Annotated in this window: 13 protein-coding genes; 6 read left to right on the top strand and 7 right to left on the bottom strand. The window is 62.2% G+C overall.

Annotated elements, in window-relative coordinates:
• Window positions 1–172 precede the first annotated feature (172 nt).
• Window positions 173–10,693, top strand: coding sequence for an autotransporter-associated beta strand repeat-containing protein (locus ACIOWE_RS02810; RefSeq protein ID WP_401387100.1), 10,521 nt, complete (start codon window positions 173–175; stop codon window positions 10,691–10,693).
• Here ACIOWE_RS02810 and ACIOWE_RS02805 read toward each other — a convergent pair.
• Window positions 10,657–10,935: a hypothetical protein gene (locus ACIOWE_RS02805; protein ID WP_401387097.1), complete on the bottom strand. Its 279-nt coding sequence runs from the start codon at window positions 10,933–10,935 to the stop codon at window positions 10,657–10,659. The two genes, ACIOWE_RS02810 and ACIOWE_RS02805, sit on opposite strands and share 37 nt — an antisense overlap.
• A gap of 22 nt (window positions 10,936–10,957) precedes the next feature.
• Between ACIOWE_RS02805 and selD the strand changes: the two genes are divergently transcribed.
• On the top strand, window positions 10,958–11,992 hold the full coding sequence (selD, locus tag ACIOWE_RS02800; RefSeq protein WP_201237538.1) for a selenide, water dikinase SelD: 1,035 nt from the start codon (window positions 10,958–10,960) through the stop codon (window positions 11,990–11,992).
• Window positions 11,992–13,095 carry a tRNA 2-selenouridine(34) synthase MnmH gene (gene mnmH / locus ACIOWE_RS02795; RefSeq protein ID WP_401387094.1) on the top strand — a complete coding sequence of 368 codons (1,104 nt, stop codon included), beginning with the start codon at window positions 11,992–11,994 and terminating at the stop codon, window positions 13,093–13,095. Before selD ends, mnmH begins: the two co-directional genes overlap by 1 nt.
• A 133-nt stretch (window positions 13,096–13,228) precedes the next feature.
• On the opposite strand, the gene ACIOWE_RS02790 is transcribed toward mnmH, so the two are convergent.
• Window positions 13,229–13,903 (bottom strand): histidine phosphatase family protein, encoded by a 675-nt coding sequence (locus ACIOWE_RS02790; protein ID WP_201237540.1) that lies wholly within the window; start codon window positions 13,901–13,903, stop codon window positions 13,229–13,231.
• A 342-nt stretch (window positions 13,904–14,245) separates the two neighbouring features.
• Between ACIOWE_RS02790 and ACIOWE_RS02785 the strand changes: the two genes are divergently transcribed.
• Both ACIOWE_RS02785 and hemB read left to right on the top strand, forming a co-directional pair.
• Entirely contained in the window at window positions 14,246–14,944 is a 699-nt protein-coding gene (locus ACIOWE_RS02785) for a glutathione binding-like protein (protein WP_401387091.1), read from the top strand.
• 249 nt (window positions 14,945–15,193) lie between these two features.
• The gene (gene hemB, locus ACIOWE_RS02780) at window positions 15,194–16,168 is read left to right on the top strand and encodes a porphobilinogen synthase (protein ID WP_201237542.1); all 975 of its coding nucleotides are present in this window, start codon (window positions 15,194–15,196) and stop codon (window positions 16,166–16,168) included.
• A gap of 59 nt (window positions 16,169–16,227) precedes the next feature.
• Here hemB and ACIOWE_RS02775 read toward each other — a convergent pair whose 3' ends face one another.
• Window positions 16,228–17,763 carry an FAD-dependent oxidoreductase gene (locus ACIOWE_RS02775; RefSeq protein WP_401387088.1) on the bottom strand — a complete coding sequence of 512 codons (1,536 nt, stop codon included), beginning with the start codon at window positions 17,761–17,763 and terminating at the stop codon, window positions 16,228–16,230.
• A gap of 253 nt (window positions 17,764–18,016) precedes the next feature.
• Entirely contained in the window at window positions 18,017–20,221 is a 2,205-nt protein-coding gene (locus ACIOWE_RS02770) for a TonB-dependent receptor (RefSeq protein WP_401387085.1), read from the bottom strand.
• Between the two features lie 362 nt (window positions 20,222–20,583).
• On the opposite strand from ACIOWE_RS02770, the gene ACIOWE_RS02765 reads away from it, so the two are divergent.
• Entirely contained in the window at window positions 20,584–21,675 is a 1,092-nt protein-coding gene (locus ACIOWE_RS02765; RefSeq protein WP_401387082.1) for a DUF1615 domain-containing protein, read from the top strand.
• 71 nt (window positions 21,676–21,746) lie between these two features.
• Here ACIOWE_RS02765 and ACIOWE_RS02760 read toward each other — a convergent pair whose 3' ends face one another.
• The 3 genes from ACIOWE_RS02760 to ACIOWE_RS02750 all read right to left on the bottom strand — a co-directional run bounded on the left by ACIOWE_RS02760 (window position 21,747) and on the right by ACIOWE_RS02750 (window position 23,429).
• Window positions 21,747–22,070, bottom strand: a complete 324-nt coding sequence (locus tag ACIOWE_RS02760; RefSeq protein WP_401387079.1) for a hypothetical protein — start codon at window positions 22,068–22,070, stop codon at window positions 21,747–21,749.
• A 133-nt stretch (window positions 22,071–22,203) separates the two neighbouring features.
• Complete coding sequence (locus tag ACIOWE_RS02755; RefSeq protein ID WP_401387076.1) at window positions 22,204–22,896, bottom strand: anti-sigma factor domain-containing protein; 693 nt, start codon at window positions 22,894–22,896, stop codon at window positions 22,204–22,206.
• Window positions 22,893–23,429, bottom strand: a complete 537-nt coding sequence (locus tag ACIOWE_RS02750; RefSeq protein ID WP_401387074.1) for a sigma-70 family RNA polymerase sigma factor — start codon at window positions 23,427–23,429, stop codon at window positions 22,893–22,895. Before ACIOWE_RS02750 ends, ACIOWE_RS02755 begins: the two co-directional genes overlap by 4 nt.
• Window positions 23,430–23,503 lie beyond the last annotated feature (74 nt).

Below are 23,503 nucleotides of genomic sequence, written 5' to 3'. Positions count from 1 at the left end.
TCTAGTCTTAAAGTATTAACACCATTTAATCAGTGCCCCATTGCTGGGCGTCTACTAGCTTTGTCCCCAATCAACGGTTTTGTGATGACCGTCGCAGTCTTGATTCGCGTGTGGAATAAGCACGGCTCTGCGCGCCTTCAAGGAAGAAATTGGCCACGACAAGGAGTAGCCCGTGGAAGCAAGGTTTGGTGTCGCCCTCGTTTCGCGTTTTTCCCCACTTTCCCTTGCTGTGCATTTGAGCGTCGCCGGGCTTCTGTTCGGCGGGGTCAGCGAGCAGGCCTTTGCGACCTGCTCGGCGGCGGGCTCGACAATTACGTGTACGGGTGTTCCGACCCTGCCACTGTTTCTCAATGACTACAGCAGTGCCACCAGCGGTCTGACGGTCAACGTCGCCAACGGCGCGCAGATGAACGCGACACTTGGCGGCAAGGTCATCAACCTGACCGGGGCCAACATCAACCTGAACAACTCCGGCACCCTCGACCCGGCGTTGCTGGGCCTGGTCTCGATCCTCAGTGGCGGCGCATTCATCGGCACCGGCGCGACCAGCACGGTGAGCATCGTCAACAACACCACCGGGCTCATTCGCGGTACCGGCATGTTGCTCGGCCTCAACCTGACCAGCATTGACGGGCTGGGGATTGCCGTGAACAACTCGGTGTCGGGCACTACGACCATCAGCAACGACGGCACGATTACCTCGACCGGGCTGTCGGTCGGCGGGATCACCCTGGCCGATACGCCAGTGGTCGGGGTCTATGGCGGTTCGCAAGTCAACATGACCAACAGCGCCAGCGGCACGATCAACGGCCGAATTGCGTTCGAAACGTCGGTAGCGGGCAACACCTTCACCAACGCCGGTAACATCACTGGCGGCGTGTCGATGGGGGCGGGCAGTACCAACACCTTCTACGCGATCACAGGTTCCAGCGTTAACGTCGGTGACGGCGTGCAAGTTTCTGTCGGCCTCGGTGGCCTGATCGGTGTCAATCTGACCTTCGCTCCGACCGGGACGATCGATGGCGGCGCGGCCGGTACCAACACGCTGATCCTGCAAAACCCGATCGGCCTCGGCGGCGGTACCACCGGCACCGGCACAGCCTCGAGTGCGACCTACGTCAACTTCAACAACCTGACCCTCAACAGCGGCACCTGGACCTTGCAGGGACCACTGGTCAGCGGCGCGACCACGCTCAATGGCGGTGTCGCGCAGTTCAATGACAACGCGGCGTTCGGCAGCGGAGTGCTGACGTCCAACGGCGGGATTCTCCAGGCCAGCAACGCCGGATTGTCGCTGGCCAACCAGATCACTCTGGGCGCGGGTGGCCTGACCTTGCAGGGCATCAACGGCACGACCCTGAACGGCGTGATTTCCGGTACTGGCGGCCTGACCAAGATCGGCAGCGGTCAACTCAACCTCAACGGGATCAACACTTACTCCGGCAACACCGTGCTCAACGGCGGCATAACGCTGGTGGGCAACAATCAGGCGTTCAGCAGCGGCGGCATCACCGTTGGCGGCTCTTCGAGCATTTCGGCGACGACGCCGATTTCGTTGGCTAACGCGATCACGCTCAACAGCACACTGACCGCGACCGGCACCGGTGCACTGACCCTGGGCGGGGTGATCAGCGGCGCTGCCAACCTGACCAAAACCGGCAGCGGCAGCCTGACCCTCAACGGCATCAACACCTACACCGGGATTACCAGCCTCAGCGCCGGCACCTTGCGTGTCGGCAATAACAACGCGTTGGGCACTGGCGTGCTCAACACCAGCAACGGCACCAGCCTCGACAGTACCGCCAATGTGACCCTGGCCAACAACGTCGGTATCACCGGTGCACTGAACGTGCTCGGCAGCAATGCTCTGACCCTGGCCGGCATCGTCTCCGGCACCGGCGGCATTACCAAGAGCGGCAGCGCCAGCCTGACCCTGACCGGCAACAACACCAACAGCGGCACCACCGCGCTCAATGGCGGTACGTTGCTTGTCGGCAGCAACACGGCGCTCGGCACAGGCGCGCTGAATGCGGCGAACGGCACAACGCTGGATGCGACCACAGCGGTGACGCTGGCCAACGCAGTGGCGCTGGCGGGAGGTTTGACCCTCGGCGGCACTCAGGCGATGGGCCTGAGCGGCGTCATCAGTGGTGCCGGCAACCTGAGCAAAAACGGCACGGCCAACCTGACGCTCAGCGGCAACAACACTTTCTCCGGCGGTACGGCGTTGAATACCGGCACGCTGATCGTCGGCTCCAACACCGCGCTGGGTACCGGCGCACTGACCACTGCGGCGGGCACCACCCTCGACGCCAGCACCACCGTGGCCCTGAGCAACGCCGTCGCCCTCGGCGGCAATCTGAACGTCGCCGGCAACGCCAATCTGACTCTCGGCGGTGTCGTCAGTGGCAGCGGCGGTTTGACCAAGAACGGCGCGGCCAACCTGATTCTCAACGGCGCCAACACTTTCAGTGGCGGCACCACCCTCAACGCCGGGACCCTGACTGTCGGCAACGCCGCCGCGCTGGGTAGCGGCAGCCTGACCGTCGCCAGTGCCGCGACCCTCGACAGCAATACCTCGGTCATCCTCAACAACAACGTTGCGCTCAACGGCAACCTGGCCATCGGCGGCAGCAACGGCATGATCCTGGGCGGCGTGCTCAGCGGCGCCAGTCAGTTGATCAAGAACGGCACCGCCAACCTGACCCTCAATGGCGCCAACTCCTTCATCGGCGGCACGGCGCTCAACGCCGGCAGCCTGACCGTCGGCAACGGCGCGGCACTTGGCACCGGCACGCTGACCGTCGGTGGTGCGGGCGGCTCACTCAATAGCAGCGCCAACGTAACGCTGAACAACGCGATTGCGCTGAACGCCAACCTCACCGTCGGCGTCGCCAACCCGCTGACCCTCGGCGGGGTCATCAGCGGTGGCAGCAACCTGATCAAGGGTGGTACTTCGACCCTGACCCTGACCGGCAACAACACCTACACCGGCGCTACGTCGTTGAACGCCGGGACACTGATCGTCGGCTCCAACACCGCCCTCGGCACCGGTGTACTCAACGCCGGCAACACCACCACGCTGGACGCCAGCACCGCGACCAGCCTGGCCAACAACGTCAACCTCGGCGGTAACGTGACCATCGGCGGCAGCAATGCGCTGACCCTCGCGGGTGTGGTCTCCGGTGTCGGTGGCCTGACCAAAAGCGGCCCCGCCGACCTGATCCTCAACGGCGCCAACACCTACTTCGGCAACACCGCGCTCAACGTCGGCAAGCTGATTGTCGGCAGCAATACCGCGATCGGCAGCGGCGCATTGAACGCAGCGGCGGGCACCACGCTGGACACCAACACCGCCGTCACCCTGGGCAATCAGGTCAACCTCGCAGGCGCCATGAACATCGGCGGCAGTGCGGATCTGACCCTCACCGGGACCGTCGCCGGAGCCGGCAGCCTGGTGAAAAACGGTGCGGCCAATCTCAATCTGAATGGCACCAATACCTACGTCGGCGGCACCACGCTGAACGCCGGTACGGTGACTGTCGGCAACAGTTCGGCGCTGGGCACCGGTGCCTTGACCGTCGGCGGTGCGGCGACGCTGGACAGCAGTTCGCCGCTGGCCAGTCTGGCCAACGCGGTGGTGCTCAATGCGGCACTGAGCGTCGGCGGCACGCAGAACCTGACCCTCGGCGGTGTGATCAGCGGCGCCGGTCAGTTGATCAAGAACGGTGCGGCCAACCTGACCGTCAACGGCACCAACACCTACAGTGGTGGCAGCACGCTGAATGCGGGTACGCTGACATTGGGCTCGGCCGGTGCATTGGGCAGTGGCGGCTTGACCGTCGGCGGCGCTTCGACGCTGGATACCAGCACCGGGATGACCGTCGGTAACAACATCACCCTCAACGCCGGCCTGACTTTGGCCGGCAGCAACACCCTGAACCTCAGCGGCGTGATCGATGGCGCCGGCAGCTTGACCAAGGATGGCTTTGGCGATCTGACGCTCAGCGGCAACAACACTTTCACCGGCGCGCTGAACATCGCCTCCGGCAGCGTCACCACCGTGAGCAGCGGGGCGCTCGGCAACACCTCCGGCGCCAACATCAGCGCCGGTGCGAATCTCTATCTCAACAGCAGCGCCAGCCTCAACGGGCTGAGCGGCAGCGGCAGTGTGCAGATCGCCGGCGGTAATGCGCTGACTGTGGGCGGCGTGAGCAGCACCAGCACTTTCGACGGTGACCTCGGTGGCAGCGGTGGTCTGACCAAAGTCGGTACCGGCACGCTGAACCTCACCGGCATCAACGGGATTACCGGCAACACCAACGTCAACGGCGGTACGCTGAACCTCACCGGTTCGCTCGCCAGCACCCAACTCAACGTCAACAACGGCGCCACCCTCACGGGCACCGGTTCGGCGCTGGGCTTTATCACCATCAACAGCGGCGGTCATTTGGCGTTGTCCTCGGGCAATACCTTGTCCACCTCGTCGCTGATTCTCACCGCCAACAGTAATGTCGACGCGAGCCTCGCTACGCCATCGACCAGCTCGCTGATGAACATCGGCGGCAACCTGACCCTTGACGGTAACCTCAACGTCACCGATGCCGGCGGTTTCGGCGTCGGTGTCTATCGCCTGTTCAACTACATCGGCGCGCTGACCGACAACGGTCTGACCGTGGCCGGTGTACCGGTGGGATACGGCCTCGGCGACATCCTCGTGCAGACCCTCGGCAATCAGGTCAACCTGGTGGTGTCGGCGCCGAACACCAACCTGCGTTTCTGGGACGGCAGCCAGACAATTCCCAACGGCACAGTGGACGGCGGCAGCGGCACGTGGAATGCCGGCGGCACCAACTGGACCAATTCCAACGGCACGCTGAACCAGACCTGGGCCGGCGACTTTGCGGTGTTCCAGGGCACGGCGGGCACGGTGTCGGTCAACGGCACGCAACTGTTTACCGGGATGCAATTCCTCACCGATGGCTACAACGTGGTCAATGGCACGGCGGGGCTGCTGACCGCCGTCAACGGCAGCGGTGGCACCACGGCGATGCGCGTTGATCCGGGCGTGACCGCCACGGTCGGTGTGAACATCGACGGCAGCGGCATTCTCAACAAACTCGATGCGGGCACCCTGGTGCTCAACGGCGCCAACAGCTACACCGGCGGCACGCAACTGGACGGCGGCACGCTGGTGGTCGGCAGCAATACCGCACTGGGCACTGGTGCGTTGATCGCCAACGCCGGCACGCAACTGGACAGCAACATCGCCGTGACACTGGCCAACGCTGCCACGCTGAATGGCAACCTCACGGTGCTCGGCAGCAATGCCTTGACCCTCAACGGTGTCATTTCCGGCACCGGCGGCTTGATCAAGAACGGATCGGCCAACCTGACCCTCGGCGGCAACAACGCCTTCCTCGGGCCGGTGGCGCTGAATGCCGGCGGACTGATTCTGGCGTCGAACAGTGCGCTGGGTTCGGCCACCCTGAACGCGGCGAACGGCACCACCCTGGATGCCAGCGGCACCTTCACGGCGGGCAACGCGATCAACCTGGCGGGCAACCTCGGCATCGTCGGCAGCAACGATCTGACACTCAGCGGAGCCATCAACGGTGCCGGCAGCCTGACCAAGAATGGCGCGGCCAACCTGATCCTGAGCGGGGCCAACAACTTCCTCGGCGGCGTGACCCTGAATGCCGGCACCCTGACCGCCGGCAGCAACGGCGCCCTCGGTCTGGGCAACCTGACCGTGGCCGGTGCCTCGGCGCTGGACAGCAACACTTCGGTGTCGCTGGGCAACAACGTGGTGCTCAACGCCAACCTGACCAACACCGGCACCAGCGACGTAGCCCTCAGCGGAGTGGTCAGCGGCACCGGCGGTCTGATCAAGAACGGCGCCTCCAACCTGACCCTCAACGGTATCAACAGCTACAGCGGCGGCACCACGCTGAACGCCGGCACCGTGACGCTTGGCACCTCGGCGGGCCTGGGCTCCGGCGCGGTGACTGTAGCGGGCGCGTCGACCCTCGACACCACTGCGCCGCTGGTGCTGGCCAACAACATCAACGTCAATGCCAACCTGAGCGTGGCCGGCAACAACAACCTGACCCTCGGCGGTGTGATCGCCGGGGCGGGCACCTTGACCAAGAACGGTCTGGCCGATCTGACGCTGTCCGGCAACAACACCTTCAGCGGCACCTTCGATGTGCAGTCCGGCAGCCTGACTACGCTGGGCAACTCGGCACTGGGCAGCAACGCCGGGGTCAATCTCGGCGCTGCGGCGACCCTCAACCTCGGCGGCTCCGGCAGCCTCGCCAGCCTGACCGGCAGCGGTACCGCGCTGATCGGCGGCGGCAACACGCTGAGTATCGGCGGCAACAATGCCAGCAGCATTTTCGACGGCGTGCTCACCGGCACCGGCGAGTTGAACAAGCTCGGCACTGGCACCCTGACGCTGACCGGTATCAACAGCCTGACCGGTAACACCACCGTTAACGCCGGCACCTTGAACGTCAACGGCTCGCTCGACAGTGCCAGTGTGCTGGTCAACAGCGGCGGTACTCTGGCTGGCAGCGGCTCGCTCGGCGGAGCAGTGACCGTGGCCGATGGCGGTCATCTGGCCGGCGCTACTGGCAGCACCCTGTCAGTGAATTCGTTGGTGCTCAACGCCAATTCCAACTTCGACGTGGGCCTCGGTGCTCCGGTGTCCGGTGGCGGCAACGCACTGGTCAACGTCGGCGGCAACCTGACCCTCGACGGCACGCTCAATGTCAGCGACATCGGCGGCTTCGGCAGCGGCGTGTATCGCCTGATCAACTACACCGGCGGCCTCACCGACAACGGCATGCTGATCGGCGCGGTGCCGGGCAGCGTCACTCCGGGCGACCTGACCCTGCAAACCGCGCTGGCCAACCAGATCAATCTGCTGGTCACCGCACCGGGCGTCACCGTGCAGTTCTGGGACGGCAATCAGCTGATCGCCAACGGGTCGGTGGAGGGCGGCAGCGGCACCTGGGGCACCGGCACCACCAACTGGACCGACGTCAACGGCACCACTAATCAGGCCTGGACCAACAACTTCGCGGTGTTCCAGGGCACGGCGGGCACGGTCACGGTCAACGGCGCACAAACCATCACCGGCATGCAGTTCGTCACCGATGGCTACAGCCTGCAAAACGGCACGGCGGGCTCACTGAATCTGGTCAACGGTTCGCTGGGCAATGCGACCGTGCGCGTCGATCCGAACGCCACCGCAACGATCGGTGTGGCGCTCAACGGCGCCGGTACCCTCGGCAAATACGACACCGGCACGCTGGTGCTCAACGCAGCCAACGGTTACACCGGCGGCACCGCGCTCAATGGCGGCAAGATCGTGGTCGGCAACAACGCGGCGCTCGGTACTGGTGTGTTGACGGCCGCCAACGGCACCGCGCTGGACAGCAACACCGCCGTCAGCCTCGGCAACGACGTGGTGCTCAATGGTGGCTTGACCGTCGCCGGCAGCAACGCGTTGACCCTCGGCGGCGTGGTCAGCGGCAGCGGCAGTCTGATCAAGACCGGCGCTTCCAGCCTGACCCTTAACGCCAGCAACACTTACAGCGGTGGTACCACGCTGAACGCCGGCACGCTGATCCTCGGCAATAACAGCGCGATCAGCAGCGGCGCATTGAGTGTGACGGGCAACTCGACACTCGACAGCACCTCGGCGCTGCAACTGGCCAACGCGATCAACCTTGGCGCGCAACTGACCCTCGCCGGCAACCAGAACACCACGCTGATCGGCGCGGTCAGCGGCAGCGGCAGTCTGCTGAAAAACGGCACGGGTGACCTGGTGCTCAGCGGCGCCAACACTTACAGCGGTGGCACCACGCTGAACGGCGGCAGCACGCGCGGCGACACCAGCAGCCTGCAAGGTGCGATCGTCAACAACGCGGCGCTGACCTTCGAGCAGAACGCCGATGGCAGCTACACCGGCAACCTCACCGGCACCGGCACGCTGAATAAAACCGGCAGCGGTCAGTTGCTGCTGACCGGCAACAACACCTTCACCGGCAACACTTCGGTGCAGGCCGGCAATCTGATCGTCAATGGTGTGCTCAACAGTGCCAACGTCAACGTCGCCAGCGGGGCGAAAATCGGCGGTGGCGGGCAGCTCGGCGGAGCGGTGCAACTGGCCAGTGGTGCAACCCTGCTCGGGGGTGGCACGGCGACACCGTTGTCGGTCGGTTCTCTGGCGCTGTCCTCTGGCACTAATCTGGACTTCAGCCTCGGCTCGGCGGCCAGCTCCACCACCGTGGTCGATGTCGCCGGTAACCTGACCCTCGACGGCACGCTGAACATCAGCAACGCCGGCGGCTTCGGCACCGGGGTCTATCAACTGTTCCGCTATGGCGGCAGCCTGACCGACAACGGTCTGGTCTATGGCAGCCTACCGGTGTCGGCGGCCAATCTGACGCTGCAAACGGCTATCGCCAATCAGATCAACCTGCTGGTGCAAGGCACGCCGGGTGAGGTGCAGTTCTGGAACGGTGGCACCACCAATCCGGATGGCAGCATCGGTGGCGGCAGCGGCGTGTGGGGCCCGGGCACCAATTGGACCGATCCGACCGGCACCCAGGCGTTGGCTTCCAACGGTCAGTTCGCCGTGTTTGGCGGGCAGGGCGGGACGGTCACCGTGCAGGGCAATCAGAACTTCACCGGCCTGCAATTCCTCGCCAGCGGTTACAGCCTGGTGCCAGGCGCGGGTGGCACGCTGACGCCGGTCAACGGAGCTGACGGCAGCCTGGCGCCAGTGCGCGTCAACGCTGGGGGCAGTGCGGAAATTTCCACCCCTCTGGTGGGGACTGGCGGCATCGAGAAACTCGATTCCGGCACCTTGATCCTCAGTGGCGCCAATACTTACAGCGGGGGCACCACCGTCAGCGGCGGTACGCTGATTGGTAACACCACCAGCCTGCAAGGCAACATCCTCAACAACGCTTCGCTGGTGTTCCAGCAAAACGCCAATGGCCAATTCATCGGTTCGCTGCGTGGACTGGGTGCGATGCTCAAACGCGGCGCCGGGACCTTACTGTTGACCGGTGACCAACCGTTCAGCGGCACCGTGTCGGTCGATCAAGGCGTGCTGCAAGTCGGCAGCCGCGCCGCGCGAGCGTCGTTGGGCGGTCAAGTGACCGTGGCCAATGGCGCCGGACTGAGCGGTAACGGCAGCGTCGGTTCGGTGGTCAACCACGGTGTGGTGGCGTCGGGTGCCGAGGCCGGGACGTTGAGCGTGGCCGGCAACCTGACCAATGCTTCTGACGGCGTTTTGGCCTTGACGGTCAGTTCGCCAACCGCCACGCCATTGGCCGTTGGCGGCACGGCTTCGCTGGGCGGTGGTTTGCAGGTGAACTCGCTCGCTCCGTTCACCGGCAATATCACCTACTCGCTGATTACTGCAGGCGGCGGTGTGAATGGCACCTTCAGCGCTGCGGATCTGCCGCAATACGCGTTCCTCGACACGGCGCTGGTGTATGACGCCAACGCGGTGAACCTGGTGGTCAGCCGCAACGGCAACTCGTTCACCGATGTCGCCGCGACCGGCAACCAGAGCGCTACCGCTTCGGCGTTGTCGCGTAACGGCGCCGCCGGTGCGGCGTTGCAGAACCAGATCGTCAACCTCAGCGTGGCCGGTGCGCGCAACGCCTTCGACAGCCTGTCTGGCGAAATCCACGCCAGCACCGCCAGCGCGATCCTCGAGGATTCGCGTTACGTGCGCGAAGCCGTCAACGATCGCATGCGCCAACCTTCGTGCAGTGCGCCGGATGATCCACGCCGTGCTTTGGCGCCAAGTGACAACCAACTGAGTAGCAACGGTTGCCACGGCGAAATGGTCGGCTGGGTTCGCGCACTCGGCGCCTGGGGTGAATCGGATGGCGACAGCAACAGCGCCAAACTCGATCGCAACCTCAGCGGCTTCCTGCTCGGCACCGACAAGCAGATTGATGATCAGTGGCGCGTGGGCATGGCCGCCGGTTACACCCGCAGCGATCTGGATGCTCATGATCGTCGTTCGGATGCCACGGTCGACAGCTACCACCTGGCGGCGTACCTCAACTCGCAGTTCGATGCTCTGGCAGTGCGCCTCGGCGCGGCTTACAGCTGGCACGACATCGAGACCAAGCGCAACGTCAGCGTCGGCACTTACAACGACCGCTTGAAGGCCAACTATGATGCGCGCAGCGCCCAGGTGTTCGGTGAAGTCGGTTACACCATTGACGCCGCCGGCATTGCCCTGGAACCGTTCGCCGGTCTGGCTTACGTCAACTACGACACCGACAAGGCCAAGGAAAAGGGCGGCGTAGGGCGCCTGGAAGCCGATGCCGATCAAGACATCACGTTTTCGACCCTCGGCCTGCGCGCCGGCAAAGTCATCACCCTGAGCAACGGCGGGCAATTCACGCCGCGCGCGGCGATCGGCTGGCGGCATGCCTTCGGCGACACCAAACCTGATGCCGACCTGACCTTCATCGACGGCGGCGCCTCGTTCAGCACGCAAGGCGTACCGATCGCCAAGGACAGCGCCATCGTTGAAGCGGGCGTGGACTTCCAGATCAGCCCGACCGGCAAGCTCGGGGTCGGCTACTCGGGACAACTGTCGAACGACAGCAACGATCACGCGATGACCATCAGCTTCAGCCTTGGCTTCTGAATTAGGGTCGAAGCACTTTTAGCCGCCCGCAAGGGCGGTTTTTTTTGTTCGAGCAAAAGATCGCAGCCTGCGGCAACTCTTACAGTGAAACGCGATTTTCTATGCAGGAGCTGCCGCAGGCTGCGATCTTTTGATCTTGAGTTTTCTACATTCAGGACTTTCGCCTCGATTGCCTTCGCAAGCAGGCTCTGAGTATCAGCACAAGAATCGCCAACCTCGCGCTCTGCTAGAATCCGCTCCATTCCCCTGCCAGAGACTCTCCCCATGAGCGAGCCGATTCGTCTGACCCAATACAGCCACGGTGCCGGTTGCGGCTGCAAGATTTCCCCGCAGGTGCTGGAGGTGATTCTGGCCGGCAGCGGGGCGCAGAATCTTGATCCGAAACTGTGGGTCGGCAATGCCTCGCGTGATGACGCGGCGGTGTACGAGATCGATGCCGAGCGTGGTGTGGTGTCGACCACCGACTTCTTCATGCCGATTGTCGATGACCCTTTCGACTTCGGCCGCATTGCCGCGACCAATGCGATCAGCGACATCTATGCGATGGGCGGCGATCCATTGATGGCGATTGCGATCCTCGGCTGGCCGGTCAATGTGCTGGCGCCGGAGGTGGCGCGGGAAGTGATTCGTGGCGGTCGCGCGGTGTGTGATGCGGCGGGTATTCCTTTGGCGGGCGGGCACTCGATCGATGCGCCGGAACCGATTTTCGGCCTGGCCGTCACCGGTCTGGTGGAAAAACGTCACATGAAGCGCAACGACACCGCAACTGCCGGTTGCCTGTTGTACCTGACCAAACCGCTGGGCATCGGCATCCTCACCACGGCGGAGAAAAAGGGCAAATTGCGCCACAGCGACGTCGGCGTCGCCCGCGACTGGATGTGCACCCTGAACAAACCCGGCAGCCGTTTCGGTAAGCTCGCCGGCGTCACCGCGATGACCGACGTCACCGGTTTCGGCCTGCTCGGGCATTTGGTGGAAATGGCTGACGGCAGCCAACTCACTGCGCGTATTGCCTACGACCGGGTTCCGCGTCTGGAGAGCGTCGAGTACTACCTCGATCAGGGCTGTGTGCCTGGCGGCACGTTGCGCAATTTCGACAGTTATTCAAGCAAGGTCGGTCGCGTGCAAGAGCTGCACAAACGCGTGCTGTGCGACCCGCAAACCAGCGGCGGTCTGTTGATTGCCGTCACCCCTGAAGGCAATGACGAATTCCTCGCCGTCGCCGAAGAACTGGGCCTGAACCTTGCGCCAATCGGCGAACTGGTTGAGCGACAGACGAACGCAGTCGAGGTGATTTGATGCTCCGCGACTGCACCGACTACCGCGATATTTTCCTCAACGACCGACCGCTGATGGACGCCCGTGCGCCGGTCGAGTTTCACAAAGGCGCGTTCCCCGGCGTGATCAATCTGCCGCTGATGAATGACATCGAGCGGCAGAAGATCGGCACTTGTTACAAGCAGCACGGGCAGCAGGCCGCCATCGAACTGGGTCATCAACTGGTGTCTGGCGCCGTCAAGGCCGAGCGCATCCAGGCCTGGGCCGACTTCGCCCGGGCGCATCCTGACGGTTACTTGTATTGCTTTCGTGGTGGCCTGCGTTCGCAGATCACGCAACAGTGGCTGCGCGACGAGGCGGGCATCGACTACCCGCGCATCGGCGGCGGTTACAAGGCGATGCGCAACTTCCTCATCGACACGCTTGAGCAAGCCATTGCACAGTGCGATTTCGTTTTGCTGGGCGGCATGACCGGCACTGGCAAGACCGAAGTGCTGGTGCAATTGCGCAACGGACTGGATCTGGAAGGTCACGCCAATCATCGCGGTTCAAGCTTCGGCAAACGCGCCACCGGACAGCCTTCGAACATCGATTTCGAAAACCGTCTGACCATCGATGTTCTGAAGAAGCGCGATGCCGGGATCGAACAGTTCGTGCTGGAGGACGAAAGCCGGGTCGTGGGCAGTTGTGCCTTGCCGCTGCCGCTGTATCAGGGCATGCAGCAATACCCGATGGTTTGGCTGGAAGACAGTTTTGAGGATCGTGTCGAGCGGATCCTGCGTGATTACGTGGTGGATCTGTCGGCGGAGTTTTCACAGGTGCATGGTGAGCAGGGTTTTGCCTTGTTTGCCGAGCGCTTGCTGGACAGTTTGAACAACGTGCAGAAACGTCTCGGTGGCGAGCGCCATCGGCGTATGTTGATTCTGATGGAAGACGCCCTGGCCGAGCAGGAGCGCAGCGGCGCGGTGGATTTGCACCGGGGCTGGATCGAAGGATTGCTGCGCGAATATTACGACCCGATGTATGTGTTTCAACGCGAGAAGAAGGGCGGACGGATCGAGTTCGCGGGAGAGCGCGGGGCGGTGCTTGAGTATCTGCGTGAGCGGGTGAATCAGAAGATTTGAGGTTGTAGCGGCTGGCCTCTTCGCTGGCAAGCCAGCTCCCACAGTGTTTTGTGCTGACTGCCAATATAGGCATCACCCAAAAACCTGTGGGAGCTGGCTTGCCAGCGATGAGGCCCGACTGACAGCAAAAAACTCAGGTCGGGCAAGTCGCCTTGCCATTGTCCAGCCCTTGCTTGTAGCTGTGGCTCTGCAGGCTGGCCTTGCCGTTGTGCCAGGTCAGCGTCAGCACATACAGCGAGTCAAAATCGCCACCATCCCAGTCCTTGGTGATGGTTTGCTTTTCGCCAACGGCGTTGCCGGCCACTTTGTTGATCAGTTCCGGCAGATAACCGTGCGACCACGCGGTGTAGATCGTCGAGTTGTGATACTTGTCTTCGAGCAGTTCACGCGCCAGGTCGCTGGTGTCGTTGGCCGAGAACTCGATGTTCACCGGCAGGCCAAGCTTGATCGCGGCTGGGCTGATGGTCATCAACGGGCGAATGTAGCTGTAGGAATTGTCCAGTTCGCCTTCCTCGACATTGCGTGTCGGGTTGGCGGCGAACACATAATCGGCCTTGCCGAATTTTTCCGGCAACAGCGTCGACAGGTCGATTGCGCGGTTCAGCCCCTGGCAATTGAGCTGGCCGAGACCGCCCTCCGGTTTTTCCGCGTGACGCAGGAACACCAGGGTCTGGGTGCCATCGACCGGTTGCGCACGGCTTTCGCTGGACTCCAGCGACAGGAACAGCGCGCTGACCGCCAACAGGGAGGGCAGGGCCACATACGCGCGATGTTTGAAACGTTTGGCGAAACGCATAAGGTTCGTCATGGATTAAGAGGGTCTTCAGCGTGTTCGGTTAAGGCTGACAAACCTTTACACCGCAGGCTCCCAGCACCGGGTGTTTTCCATGTCGTGTTGCGCTTCCCTTGCGAAAGGCTTAACTCAGAGTCCTCTGAGGCCGGTTGGTTCGATTCGCACGAGTGCGCGGCACTCTAACGGCAACCAGGATCGGCTTGCGGAGGAGATTAATCACTGAATGTTACGGTTCCTGTAGGAGCCGCCGAAGGCTGCGATCTTTTGATCTTGCTTGAAGGCTCAATATCAAAAGATCGCAGCCTTCGGCAGCGCCTACATTATGATCGGGTTTTAAATTGTGACTGGATGCTTCCCATGACCGATCTGTCCGCGTTCCCGATCAGCCAGAAATGGCCGGCGCAGTACCCTGACTGGATTCAGCTCTACTCATTGCCGACCCCCAACGGCGTCAAAGTCTCGATCATGCTGGAAGAGATCGGCCTGCCGTACGAGCCGCACCGCGTCGGTTTCGACACCAACGACCAGTTGTCCCCGGAGTTCCTCTCGCTGAACCCGAACAACAAGATCCCGGCGATCCTCGATCCCCACGGCCCGCAAGATCAGCCTTTGCCGCTGTTCGAGTCCGGCGCGATTCTGATTTACCTCGCTGACAAGAGCGGCCAGTTATTGGCCCAGGAAGGCGCGCTGCGTTACGAAACCATTCAGTGGCTGATGTTCCAGATGGGCGGCATCGGTCCGATGTTCGGCCAGCTCGGTTTCTTCAACAAATTCGCTGGCAAGGACTACGAGGACAAACGTCCGCGTGACCGCTACGTCGATGAAAGCAAACGCCTGCTCAAGGTGCTCGACACACGCCTGGAAGGCCGCGACTGGATCATGGGCGAGCGGTACACCATTGCCGACATCGCGACGTTCCCGTGGGTGCGCAACCTGATCGGTTTTTATGAGGCGGGCGACCTGGTCGGTATCCAGAACTTCCCGAATGTCACCCGCGTACTGGAGCGCTTTCTGGCGCGGCCGGCGGTGGTACGTGGTTTGACGATTCCTTCGTAATCGCTATCTACCCAAAACCTGTGGGAGCTGGCTTGCCAGCGATGAGGCCGTCAGAGTCGACATCTATGTTGACTGAACCACCGCTATCGCTGGCAAGCCAGCTCCCACAAGGATCCTGAGTGTTCTCAGGGATTATTGCGCGCTCGGTAATGCACTCTTGATTGATCCAGGTTTGTACGCCAACCCCCGCAAGGCATAAGCTTCGCCCCCTACGACTTTCGTCTCATCTGCAGGTTTCAGGAAAGCCCCATGTCCAGTCAGTTCCCCGAAGCACGTCCCCGCCGTCTGCGCCGCAATGCGAGCCTGCGCAGTCTGTTCCAGGAAACCGAGTTCAGTCTGAACGATCTGGTGCTGCCGATTTTCGTCGAAGAAGAAATCGACGACTTCGTGCCGATCAACAGCATGCCCGGCGTGATGCGCATTCCCGAGCGCAAACTGGCCAGCGAGATCGAGCGCTATGCCCGCGCCGGCATCAAGTCGGTGATGACCTTTGGCGTGTCCCATCATCTGGACAGCAACGGCAGCGACACCTGGCGTGAAAACGGTCTGGTCTCGCGCATGTCGCGCATCGCCAAGGATGCCGTGCCGGAAATGATCGTGATGTCCGACACCTGCTTCTGCGAGTACACCGATCACGGCCACTGTGGCGTGATGCACAACCATGAAGTCGACAACGACCAGACCCTGATCAACCTCGGCAAACAGGCTGTAGCGGCGGCCCGCGCCGGCGCTGACGTGATTGCGCCGTCGGCGGCGATGGACGGCCAGGTACGGGCGATTCGCCAGGCCCTCGATGCAGCCGGTTTCACCCAGATTCCGATCATGGCGTATTCGACAAAATTCGCTTCGGCGCTCTACGGCCCGTTCCGCGAGGCCGGTGGAAGTGCGCTCAAGGGCGACCGTAAAAGCTATCAGATGAACCCGATGAACCGCCGTGAAGCCCTGCGTGAATCGCTGCTTGACGAGCAGGAAGGCGCTGATTCGCTGATGGTCAAACCGGCCGGCGCGTATCTGGACATCATCCGTGATATCCGCGAGGCCTCGAACCTGCCGCTGGCGGCGTATCAGGTGAGTGGCGAGTACGCGATGATCAAGTTCGGCGCACAGGCCGGGGCGATTGATGAGGATCGTGTGGTGCGCGAAAGCCTGGGCGCGATCAAGCGTGCGGGAGCGGATTTGATCTTCACGTATTTCGCGATGGACCTGGCCCTGGCCGGGATCTGACGTCCAACGCATTACCCCTGTGGGAGCGAGCAGGCTCGCTCCCACATTTTTGTGGTGTGTCAGGGGCAATTGAAGAACGGCCGGATGCCGTGGTCGCGGAAGTAGCGTTCGATTACTTTGGGGTCGGCGCTGTTCTCGGCAATCGCCACGTACGTATCCGGGCGCAGCAAATAGAAGCCGTTACGCCCCAATCCCGCCGTCTCAAACGCCGGTCGCCAGTCGAACACATGCAGCGGCAGGTGATGTTCGTTGCACCATTCGATCATCTCGTCGCTGGTGTCGCCGTACACATGCACCTGCCAGCACGGCTGGCGCAGCGGCTCGTAGTTATCCCCTTCACCGTCATGCGCCCACGGCAAGCGGTCACCGCCGTGGACGTGTCCGGCCATGCCCTGGCTGAGCGGCATGCCGCGATAGTTGAGGGTGACTTGCGACACGGTGCGGAAGAGAAATTCGCGGCTGGCTTCGAACGAGGCCATTTTTGGAATCAGAAACGGTGCGACGCGCATGCGCAGCAGATCAGCCATGCGCCCCTCGGCGGTGACGAAGCTGAAGACTTTGTCGGTGGTCGACACCAGTTTGCGGGCGAAAGCGATGCGTTCGGTTTCGTAGCTGTCGAGCAGTCTGGTCTCGGCGCCACCGCTGATGACCGCCGCGAGTTTCCACGCCAGATTGATCGCATCACCGATGCCGGTGTTCATGCCCTGACCGCCCGCCGGGCTGTGCACGTGGGCTGCATCCCCGAGCAGGAACACGCGACCATTGCGAAAGTGCTCCGCCACCCGGTGATGCACGCGATAGGTGGAGAACCAGTTGACCTCCTCGATGTGCACTTTCAGGTGCTCGATGGCGCGGCTGCTGACGTCAGAAAACTCCAGTGTTTCGACGCGTTCCGCACGTTCGTCGCGCACAGTGCCGATCAACCGTGCGCGGCCTTCTCCGGCCAGCGGAAAGACCGCGAGAAAGTCCGCTTCATCCAGATCCAGATGCAGCTCGCCATTCATCGCCGGGCCACTGGCCTGGACATCCGCCACGTAGAAAATCTGTTGATAGGTGCCACCGGGGAAACCGGTGTCGAGGGTTTTACGCACCACCGAACGGGCTCCGTCGCTGCCTGCCAGGTAGCAGGCCTGGCAGATTTCCTGTTCGCCATCGGGCAGGCGTAAATGGGCGATGAGACCTTCGCCGGTTTCCTCGAAACTCTCCAGCGTGGTGTTGCGTTCGACGCTCACGCCATAGTCTTCAAGCCGATCGATCAGCAGCCGTTCGTGCTCGTCCTGCGGGAAGATTTCGACGAACGCATAAGGTGTCAGGCCTTCGCCGATGCGATTGAGCGGCAATTGCGCGACCGGTTTGCCGTTGACCCAGAAATTCGCTGCCGCGACGCGATGGCCGTTACGCACGATGGTGTCAGCGAGATCCAGTTGCCGATACAACTCCAGCGTGCGCGCCTGCACCGCCAGCGCCCGGGAGGTGGTGCCGGGGGCTGAGGTCTTGTCGATGATGCGCACGCGAACCCCGAGTTTGCTCAGCCACAGGGCCAGCACCAGTCCGGTCGGGCCGGCGCCAATGATCAGTACGTCGCTGCGGTTCATGGGGCTGTCCTCCTTTGGCTGTGCAGTAAGTATGGATCAGCAGGGCGGGGCGGCCAGTTTGTCAGCCAGACGGAAAAGGCCCCGCAGCGTTGGGGCGGCGGGGCCTTTTTGATTTCTGGCAGAGATTCTGTGGCGAGGGCGCTGGCTCCCGCCGGACTGTGCAGCAGTCCGCTTCTGTCAAAGAAGCGAGGGCCGCTTCGCGACCCAGCGGGAGCAAGCTCCCTCGCCACAGGGGTGGGTGTTCGGCAGCGGTTTAGAAGTCGATAGTCCCCGACAACTTCGCCACGCGCGGTTCACCCTGAGTCAGATAACCACCCTGGGCCGATTCCCAGTACTTCTTGTTGGCCAGGTTCTCGACGCCCAGACGCAACGTCACGTCTTTCTCCGACACCTTGAAGGCGTAACGCGCACCCGCGTCGAAGCGGTTCCAGGTCGGCAGGCTGAGGTTGTTCGCCGCATCGGCGTATTGACCGCCAGTGCGCAGCATCCGCGCATTCAGCGCTACACCTTGCAGGCCCGGTACGTCCCAGTCGGCGCCGGCGTTGAACTGGAAGGTCGGCACGCCGATCGCATGGTTGCCGTCGTTGGCGCCGTTGAGGGTGTTTTTCAGTTCGGTGTCCATCAGGGTCAGGCCGCTGATCAGGCGCAGGCCGTTGATTGGCTCGCCAAACACATTCAGTTCCACGCCTTTGTTGATCTGCTCGCCTTTACGCACGTAGGTGCAGGTGGTGGCGCTGCTGATTTCACAGTAACCGTCGCTCGGTTGCTCGATGCGATACACACCCAGGCTCGCGCCGTAAGTGCCCATGTCGACTTTTACCCCGGCTTCGGTCTGCTTGGAACGTGCCGGTGCGTAGACTTCGTTGCCGTTGGTCACACGAAATCCACCGCTGCTGGTCGGCGAGGTCGGTCCCTTGGCCAGACCTTCAATGTGGTTGGCATAGAACGACACGTGCTCCCATGGCTTGAACACAAGGCCGTAGACCGGTGTGGTGATCGACTCGTCGTAGCTCGATTTACGGTCGCCGCTGCCCCAACTCGCATAGTTGTAGCCTTGCACAACCATTTGCTGACGACGCAGGCCAGCGGTGATCAGCAGGCGATCGTCGAAGAAGCCGAGGGTGTCGGAAAGCGCGATGCTGCGGTTGAAGGTCTTGCCGACGATGCCCGGGTCATTGAGGTCGCCGCCGGAAAAGTTGCCGACCGGCGCCGGCGTGTTCACCGGGTGATAGATGTTGTTGGCGTACTTGGTCAGGTCGAAGTCGTAGGCGCTGCGCTGCTCGGCCCAGATGCCGGTCAGGCCGAAGTTGACCTTGTGGCTGACAGGACCGGTGTTGAACTTGCCGTTGAGGCCGGCCATCACGCTGGTGTTGTCTTCATCGTGGGGGATGAACGAGCCAGTGGTGAACGACGCGCCATTGTTGCCGACCAGCGTGGTCGAATTGTAGCGGCCGACTTCGCGGGTGTGCTTGGCGCCACCGGCAGCGTAGGCGGTCCAGTTGTCGTTGAGGTCATATTCGGCGCGAAGCATGCCGAAGGTGTCTTCGATGTCGGTGTAACCCCACTTCGGCGCGTAGTTGGTGTCCGCCGATGGTGCGTCCGGAATGTGCGTGGCGGTGCCGAGGTTGACCGAGTTGCGGCCACCGTTGACGCGCTCTTTCTGGTAAGCGAAGTCGCCGGAAATCCGCAGCGCATCGCCGCGATAGTCAAGGCCGATGGCGAACAGTTTCGAGCGTTGGTTCTCGTGGTCGATCCCGGTATCGCCTTCACGTTGCGACAGGTTGATCCGTGCGCCGAAACGGTTGTCTTCACCGAAACGCTGACCGATATCGAAGTGATGACCGACACGGCCTTCACTGTTGATGTCGGTGGTATAGCGGCGCAGCGGCACATCGCCGGCGCGTTTTGGCTGCAGGTTGACGCCGCCGCCGATGCCCGAACCGGTCGGGGTCACGCCATTGATGAAGGCGTTCGGGCCTTTGAATACTTCCACGCGCTCCAGGGCGTCGGTGGAAATGATCTGCCGCGGCAGTACGCCGTAGAGGCCGTTATAGGAAATGTCATCGCCATTCAGCGGCAGGCCGCGAATCATGAACACCTGCGCTTGGTTGGAGAAACCGGAAGCCTGGCGCACCGAGGAATCGTTGAGCAGCACATCGGCGACGTCTTCGGCTTGCTGATCCTGGATCAGTTGCTCGGTGTAGGAGGCTGCGCTGAACGGCACGTCCATCATGTCCTGATTGCCCAACACGCCGAGCTGACCGCCACGGGCAACCTGACCACCGGAATATACCGGGGGCAGGGCGTTTGGCGTCGGGGCTTGCGCGTTGACGTTGACGTCGTCCAGCACCAGCGCTTTGTTGTCATCTTCAGCAGCGTGGGCGGTGATGGTCAGGGAGCACAGCAGGGCGAGAAGCGTCGGACGGAAGGGCACGGCAAGTCGAGCTGGAGCGGGCATTTTTGTACCTGGAGGCGCACGGCCGGTGAGAAAAGTTAAGGCGGCGCGGGAACTCCTTGCGCAAATGCGACTCCAGGTGCAAATGATAGTTTTTCTCAGTAACGTTTTGCAATCAGTTTGTCATTACTGGCTGAAACCTTTAATCCAAGGCTTGATTTGCTTCCTTGTGGCGAGGGGATTTATCCCCGATGGACTGCGCAGCAGGCCCCTTGGAAATCAAAAGCGGGGCCGCTTCGCGCCCCATCGGGGATAAATCCCCTCGCCACAGATAAATCCCCTCACAGCAAGGTCTGTGAAAGTCTGGCTTGTGGAATCCCATTGATCGTATGGTGAACCCGGCTCAACGGACTGGATGGAGCAACATGCACGCCCCCCGATTACTGATTACCCTCGCCGCGCTGCTGGTGCTGGCTGGTTGCGCCGGTCAGCGCAGCAGCGAGCCTGTACCCCGTGCCCCCGCCGAAGTGAAGGCCGAAATCGTGCGCCTGATGCCCGCGAAAACCGCCGACCGCCAAGGCTGGGCCACGGATATCTATGCCGCGTTTGCTGCACAGAACATCAGCCCGACGACACAGAATCTCTGCTCGGTGCTCGCCGTGGCCGAACAGGAATCCACCTTTCAGGCTGACCCGACAGTGCCTGGCCTCGGCAAGATCGCCCGTGACGAAATCGACCGGCGTGCCGCCAAAGTGCATATCCCCAGCCTGCTGGTCAGCGGCGCCCTGCAAGTGCGTTCGACCAACGGAAAAACCTACAGCGAACGTCTGAGCGCGGCGCGCAGCGAAAAAGAGTTGAGTGCGATTTTCGATGACTTCATCGGCCGGGTGCCGATGGGCCGTACGCTGTTCGGTGGCTTCAACCCGGTGCACACCGGCGGACCGATGCAGGTCAGCATCGAATTTGCCGAGCAACACGCCAAGGATTACCCGTACCCGGTGGACGGCACCATTCGCCATGAAGTGTTCAGCCGGCGCGGTGGCATGTATTTCGGTATCGCACACTTGCTCGGTTATCCGGTCAGCTATCGCGAACCGCTGTATCGCTTCGCCGACTTCAACGCCGGTTGGTACGCCAGCCGCAACGCGGCGTTTCAGAATGCAGTGAGCCGTGCCTCGGGTATTCCGCTGGCGCTGGACGGTGACTTGATTCGCTACGACTCGATCATGCCCGGCACTACCGAACTCGCGGTACGCACCCTCGGCAAGTCGCTGGGCATGCGCAACCCGACGATTCGCGATCAATTGGAGAAGGGCAAAACCCTGGAATTCGAAGAGACCAGACTCTATCAACGGGTATTCGAATTGGCGGAGCAAGCGGAGGGGAAAAAGCTGCCGCGTGCGGTGTTGCCGGGGATCGTGCTGCAGAGCCCGAAAATCACCCGAAAACTCACCACGGCGTGGTTCGCCAAACGCGTGGATGAACGTTACAACCGCTGCATGGCCAAGGGCGGCTGATTCACCCAGACGTAAAAAACCCGGCTGACGGGAGCCGGGTTTCTCTGGGTTGTTGCGGTAACGCCATTCATTCAGGCGACGCGGCGTTCAAGCAGACGATCCGAACCACCTTCAGCGACGCGGCGTTCGATCAGACGATCCGAACCACCTTCAGCGACGCGGCGTTCAAGCAGACGATCCGAACCACCTTCAGCGACGCGACGTTCGAGCAGACGATCCGAACCACCTTCAGCGACGCGACGTTCGATCAGACGATCCGAACCACCTTCAGCCACACGGCTTTCGATCAGTTTGTCCGAACCGCCTTCAGCGATCATGGTGTGGGCCGGGGTAGCGGCGAAAGCGTTGATTGCGAAAACCGAGAAAGCGATGCCGAGGATGGTTTGGCGTTTCATGATGGTGTGCTCCGGGGGTGTTGTTGGTTGGTATGGAGCCGATGTTACGCCCGGGATTTTTTATGAGAACTTCATTGATGTAATGGTGAACATCGACGCCAATGATGATTGCCAGCACCCCCGCGCCAGAGCCCTACAACACCTTCACCGCACGCCCGATCGCCTGAATCGGCCCGGTCGGTTTGCCGATCGGCGAGCCGTTGGCGCCTTCCAGCGTCAGCTCGAATAGCTGATTGGGTTGCAGCGGCGGCAACTTGTCCAGCGGCACTGACAGCGCTTGCCCCGGCTTGACCAGGCCGAGTGACACCGGGCCTTGCCAGCCGTCAGCCTTGGTCCAGAATTCCAGCGCCTTGTCTGCCGGCACCTCGACCACTCCCAGTGGAATCAACTGAATCTCGTGGGCATTGCTGGCCTGGATCACCCAGCCCGGCGCCTTGTCCTGTGGCGCAACCAACACCACCAGATAACTCGGTTTCGGCGTGGTCTGGGTCAGCAGAATCGAGCCCAGTATCAATGTCGCGGCCAGCCCGACAGCACTCAAACCGCGCCACAGCGGCAGCAGATTCCACCATGAGGTGGCAGGCGTTTTTTGCGTGAGGCGTTCAACGCTGCGTTCGATCCGTTGCCACAACTGTGCCGACGGCTGTTGTGGCGTGGCGATATCCGTCAGCTCCAGCAGTCGCCGCTCCCAGGCATCCACTGCCGAGCGCAGCTGCGGCTCATGCGCCAGACGTTTCTGCACCTCGCTGCGCTGTTCGGCGGATAGAGTGCCGAGCACGTACTCGCCGGCCAGTTCATCGCGGTCCTGCGCCGATTCGGTGGTCATCCCATGCACTCCCGCAACGCATTGAGGCTGCGCTTGATCCAGGCTTTGACGGTGCCCAGCGGCGTGTCGAGGCGAGCGGATATTTGCGCGTGGCTGTAACCATCGACGTAGGCGTGGAGGATGCAGCGCCGGCGTTGCGCATCGAGTTGTTCGAGGCAGCGATGGATGCGCGCGGAATGCGCGTGTACATCGAAGGCCTCATCGTCATGCGTGGTCAATTCGTGATCGTCGCTGAACGGCGTTTCCCGACCCTGATCTCGCAACAGATTCAGCGCCAGATGCCGGGTCACGCTGAACATCCAGCCACGCGCCGAACCACGCGCCGGATCAAACCCGGCGGCACCGTTCCAGATCTTGATGAACGCCTCATGCACGATGTCCTCCGCCAGCGCCGTGTCGCGCACCAGACGCTTGGCCACGCCGAGCAGACGCGAGCCTTCCTGCACATACAAATCACGCAGGGCCGAGCGCTCGCCGCGAGCGCAGGCAGCGAGACGGGCTTCATAATCGAACACCGGTTCAGGCAAAGACATGTCGTGCAATCTAGCTCACATTTAACTTCATCACACAGAACCCTGTGGGAGCGGGCTTGCCCGCGATGGCGTCG

The organism is Pseudomonas sp. NPDC087598 (assembly GCF_044743525.1).
Lineage (GTDB): Bacteria > Pseudomonadota > Gammaproteobacteria > Pseudomonadales > Pseudomonadaceae > Aquipseudomonas.
This window is presented reverse-complemented; position numbering and strand designations above follow the sequence as displayed.

What these genes read in the sequence shown, in the direction of transcription:
- ACIOWE_RS02805 (WP_401387097.1), bottom strand. Translation starts at nt 10,935, where the DNA reads ATGGAGCGGATTCTAGCAGAGCGCGAGGTTGGCGATTCTTGTGCTGAT.
- selD (WP_201237538.1), top strand. Translation starts at nt 10,958, where the DNA reads ATGAGCGAGCCGATTCGTCTGACCCAATACAGCCACGGTGCCGGTTGC.
- mnmH (WP_401387094.1), top strand. Translation starts at nt 11,992, where the DNA reads ATGCTCCGCGACTGCACCGACTACCGCGATATTTTCCTCAACGACCGA.
- ACIOWE_RS02790 (WP_201237540.1), bottom strand. Translation starts at nt 13,903, where the DNA reads ATGACGAACCTTATGCGTTTCGCCAAACGTTTCAAACATCGCGCGTAT.
- ACIOWE_RS02785 (WP_401387091.1), top strand. Translation starts at nt 14,246, where the DNA reads ATGACCGATCTGTCCGCGTTCCCGATCAGCCAGAAATGGCCGGCGCAG.
- hemB (WP_201237542.1), top strand. Translation starts at nt 15,194, where the DNA reads ATGTCCAGTCAGTTCCCCGAAGCACGTCCCCGCCGTCTGCGCCGCAAT.
- ACIOWE_RS02775 (WP_401387088.1), bottom strand. Translation starts at nt 17,763, where the DNA reads ATGAACCGCAGCGACGTACTGATCATTGGCGCCGGCCCGACCGGACTG.
- ACIOWE_RS02770 (WP_401387085.1), bottom strand. Translation starts at nt 20,221, where the DNA reads ATGCCCGCTCCAGCTCGACTTGCCGTGCCCTTCCGTCCGACGCTTCTC.
- ACIOWE_RS02765 (WP_401387082.1), top strand. Translation starts at nt 20,584, where the DNA reads ATGCACGCCCCCCGATTACTGATTACCCTCGCCGCGCTGCTGGTGCTG.
- ACIOWE_RS02760 (WP_401387079.1), bottom strand. Translation starts at nt 22,070, where the DNA reads ATGAAACGCCAAACCATCCTCGGCATCGCTTTCTCGGTTTTCGCAATC.
- ACIOWE_RS02755 (WP_401387076.1), bottom strand. Translation starts at nt 22,896, where the DNA reads ATGACCACCGAATCGGCGCAGGACCGCGATGAACTGGCCGGCGAGTAC.
- ACIOWE_RS02750 (WP_401387074.1), bottom strand. Translation starts at nt 23,429, where the DNA reads ATGTCTTTGCCTGAACCGGTGTTCGATTATGAAGCCCGTCTCGCTGCC.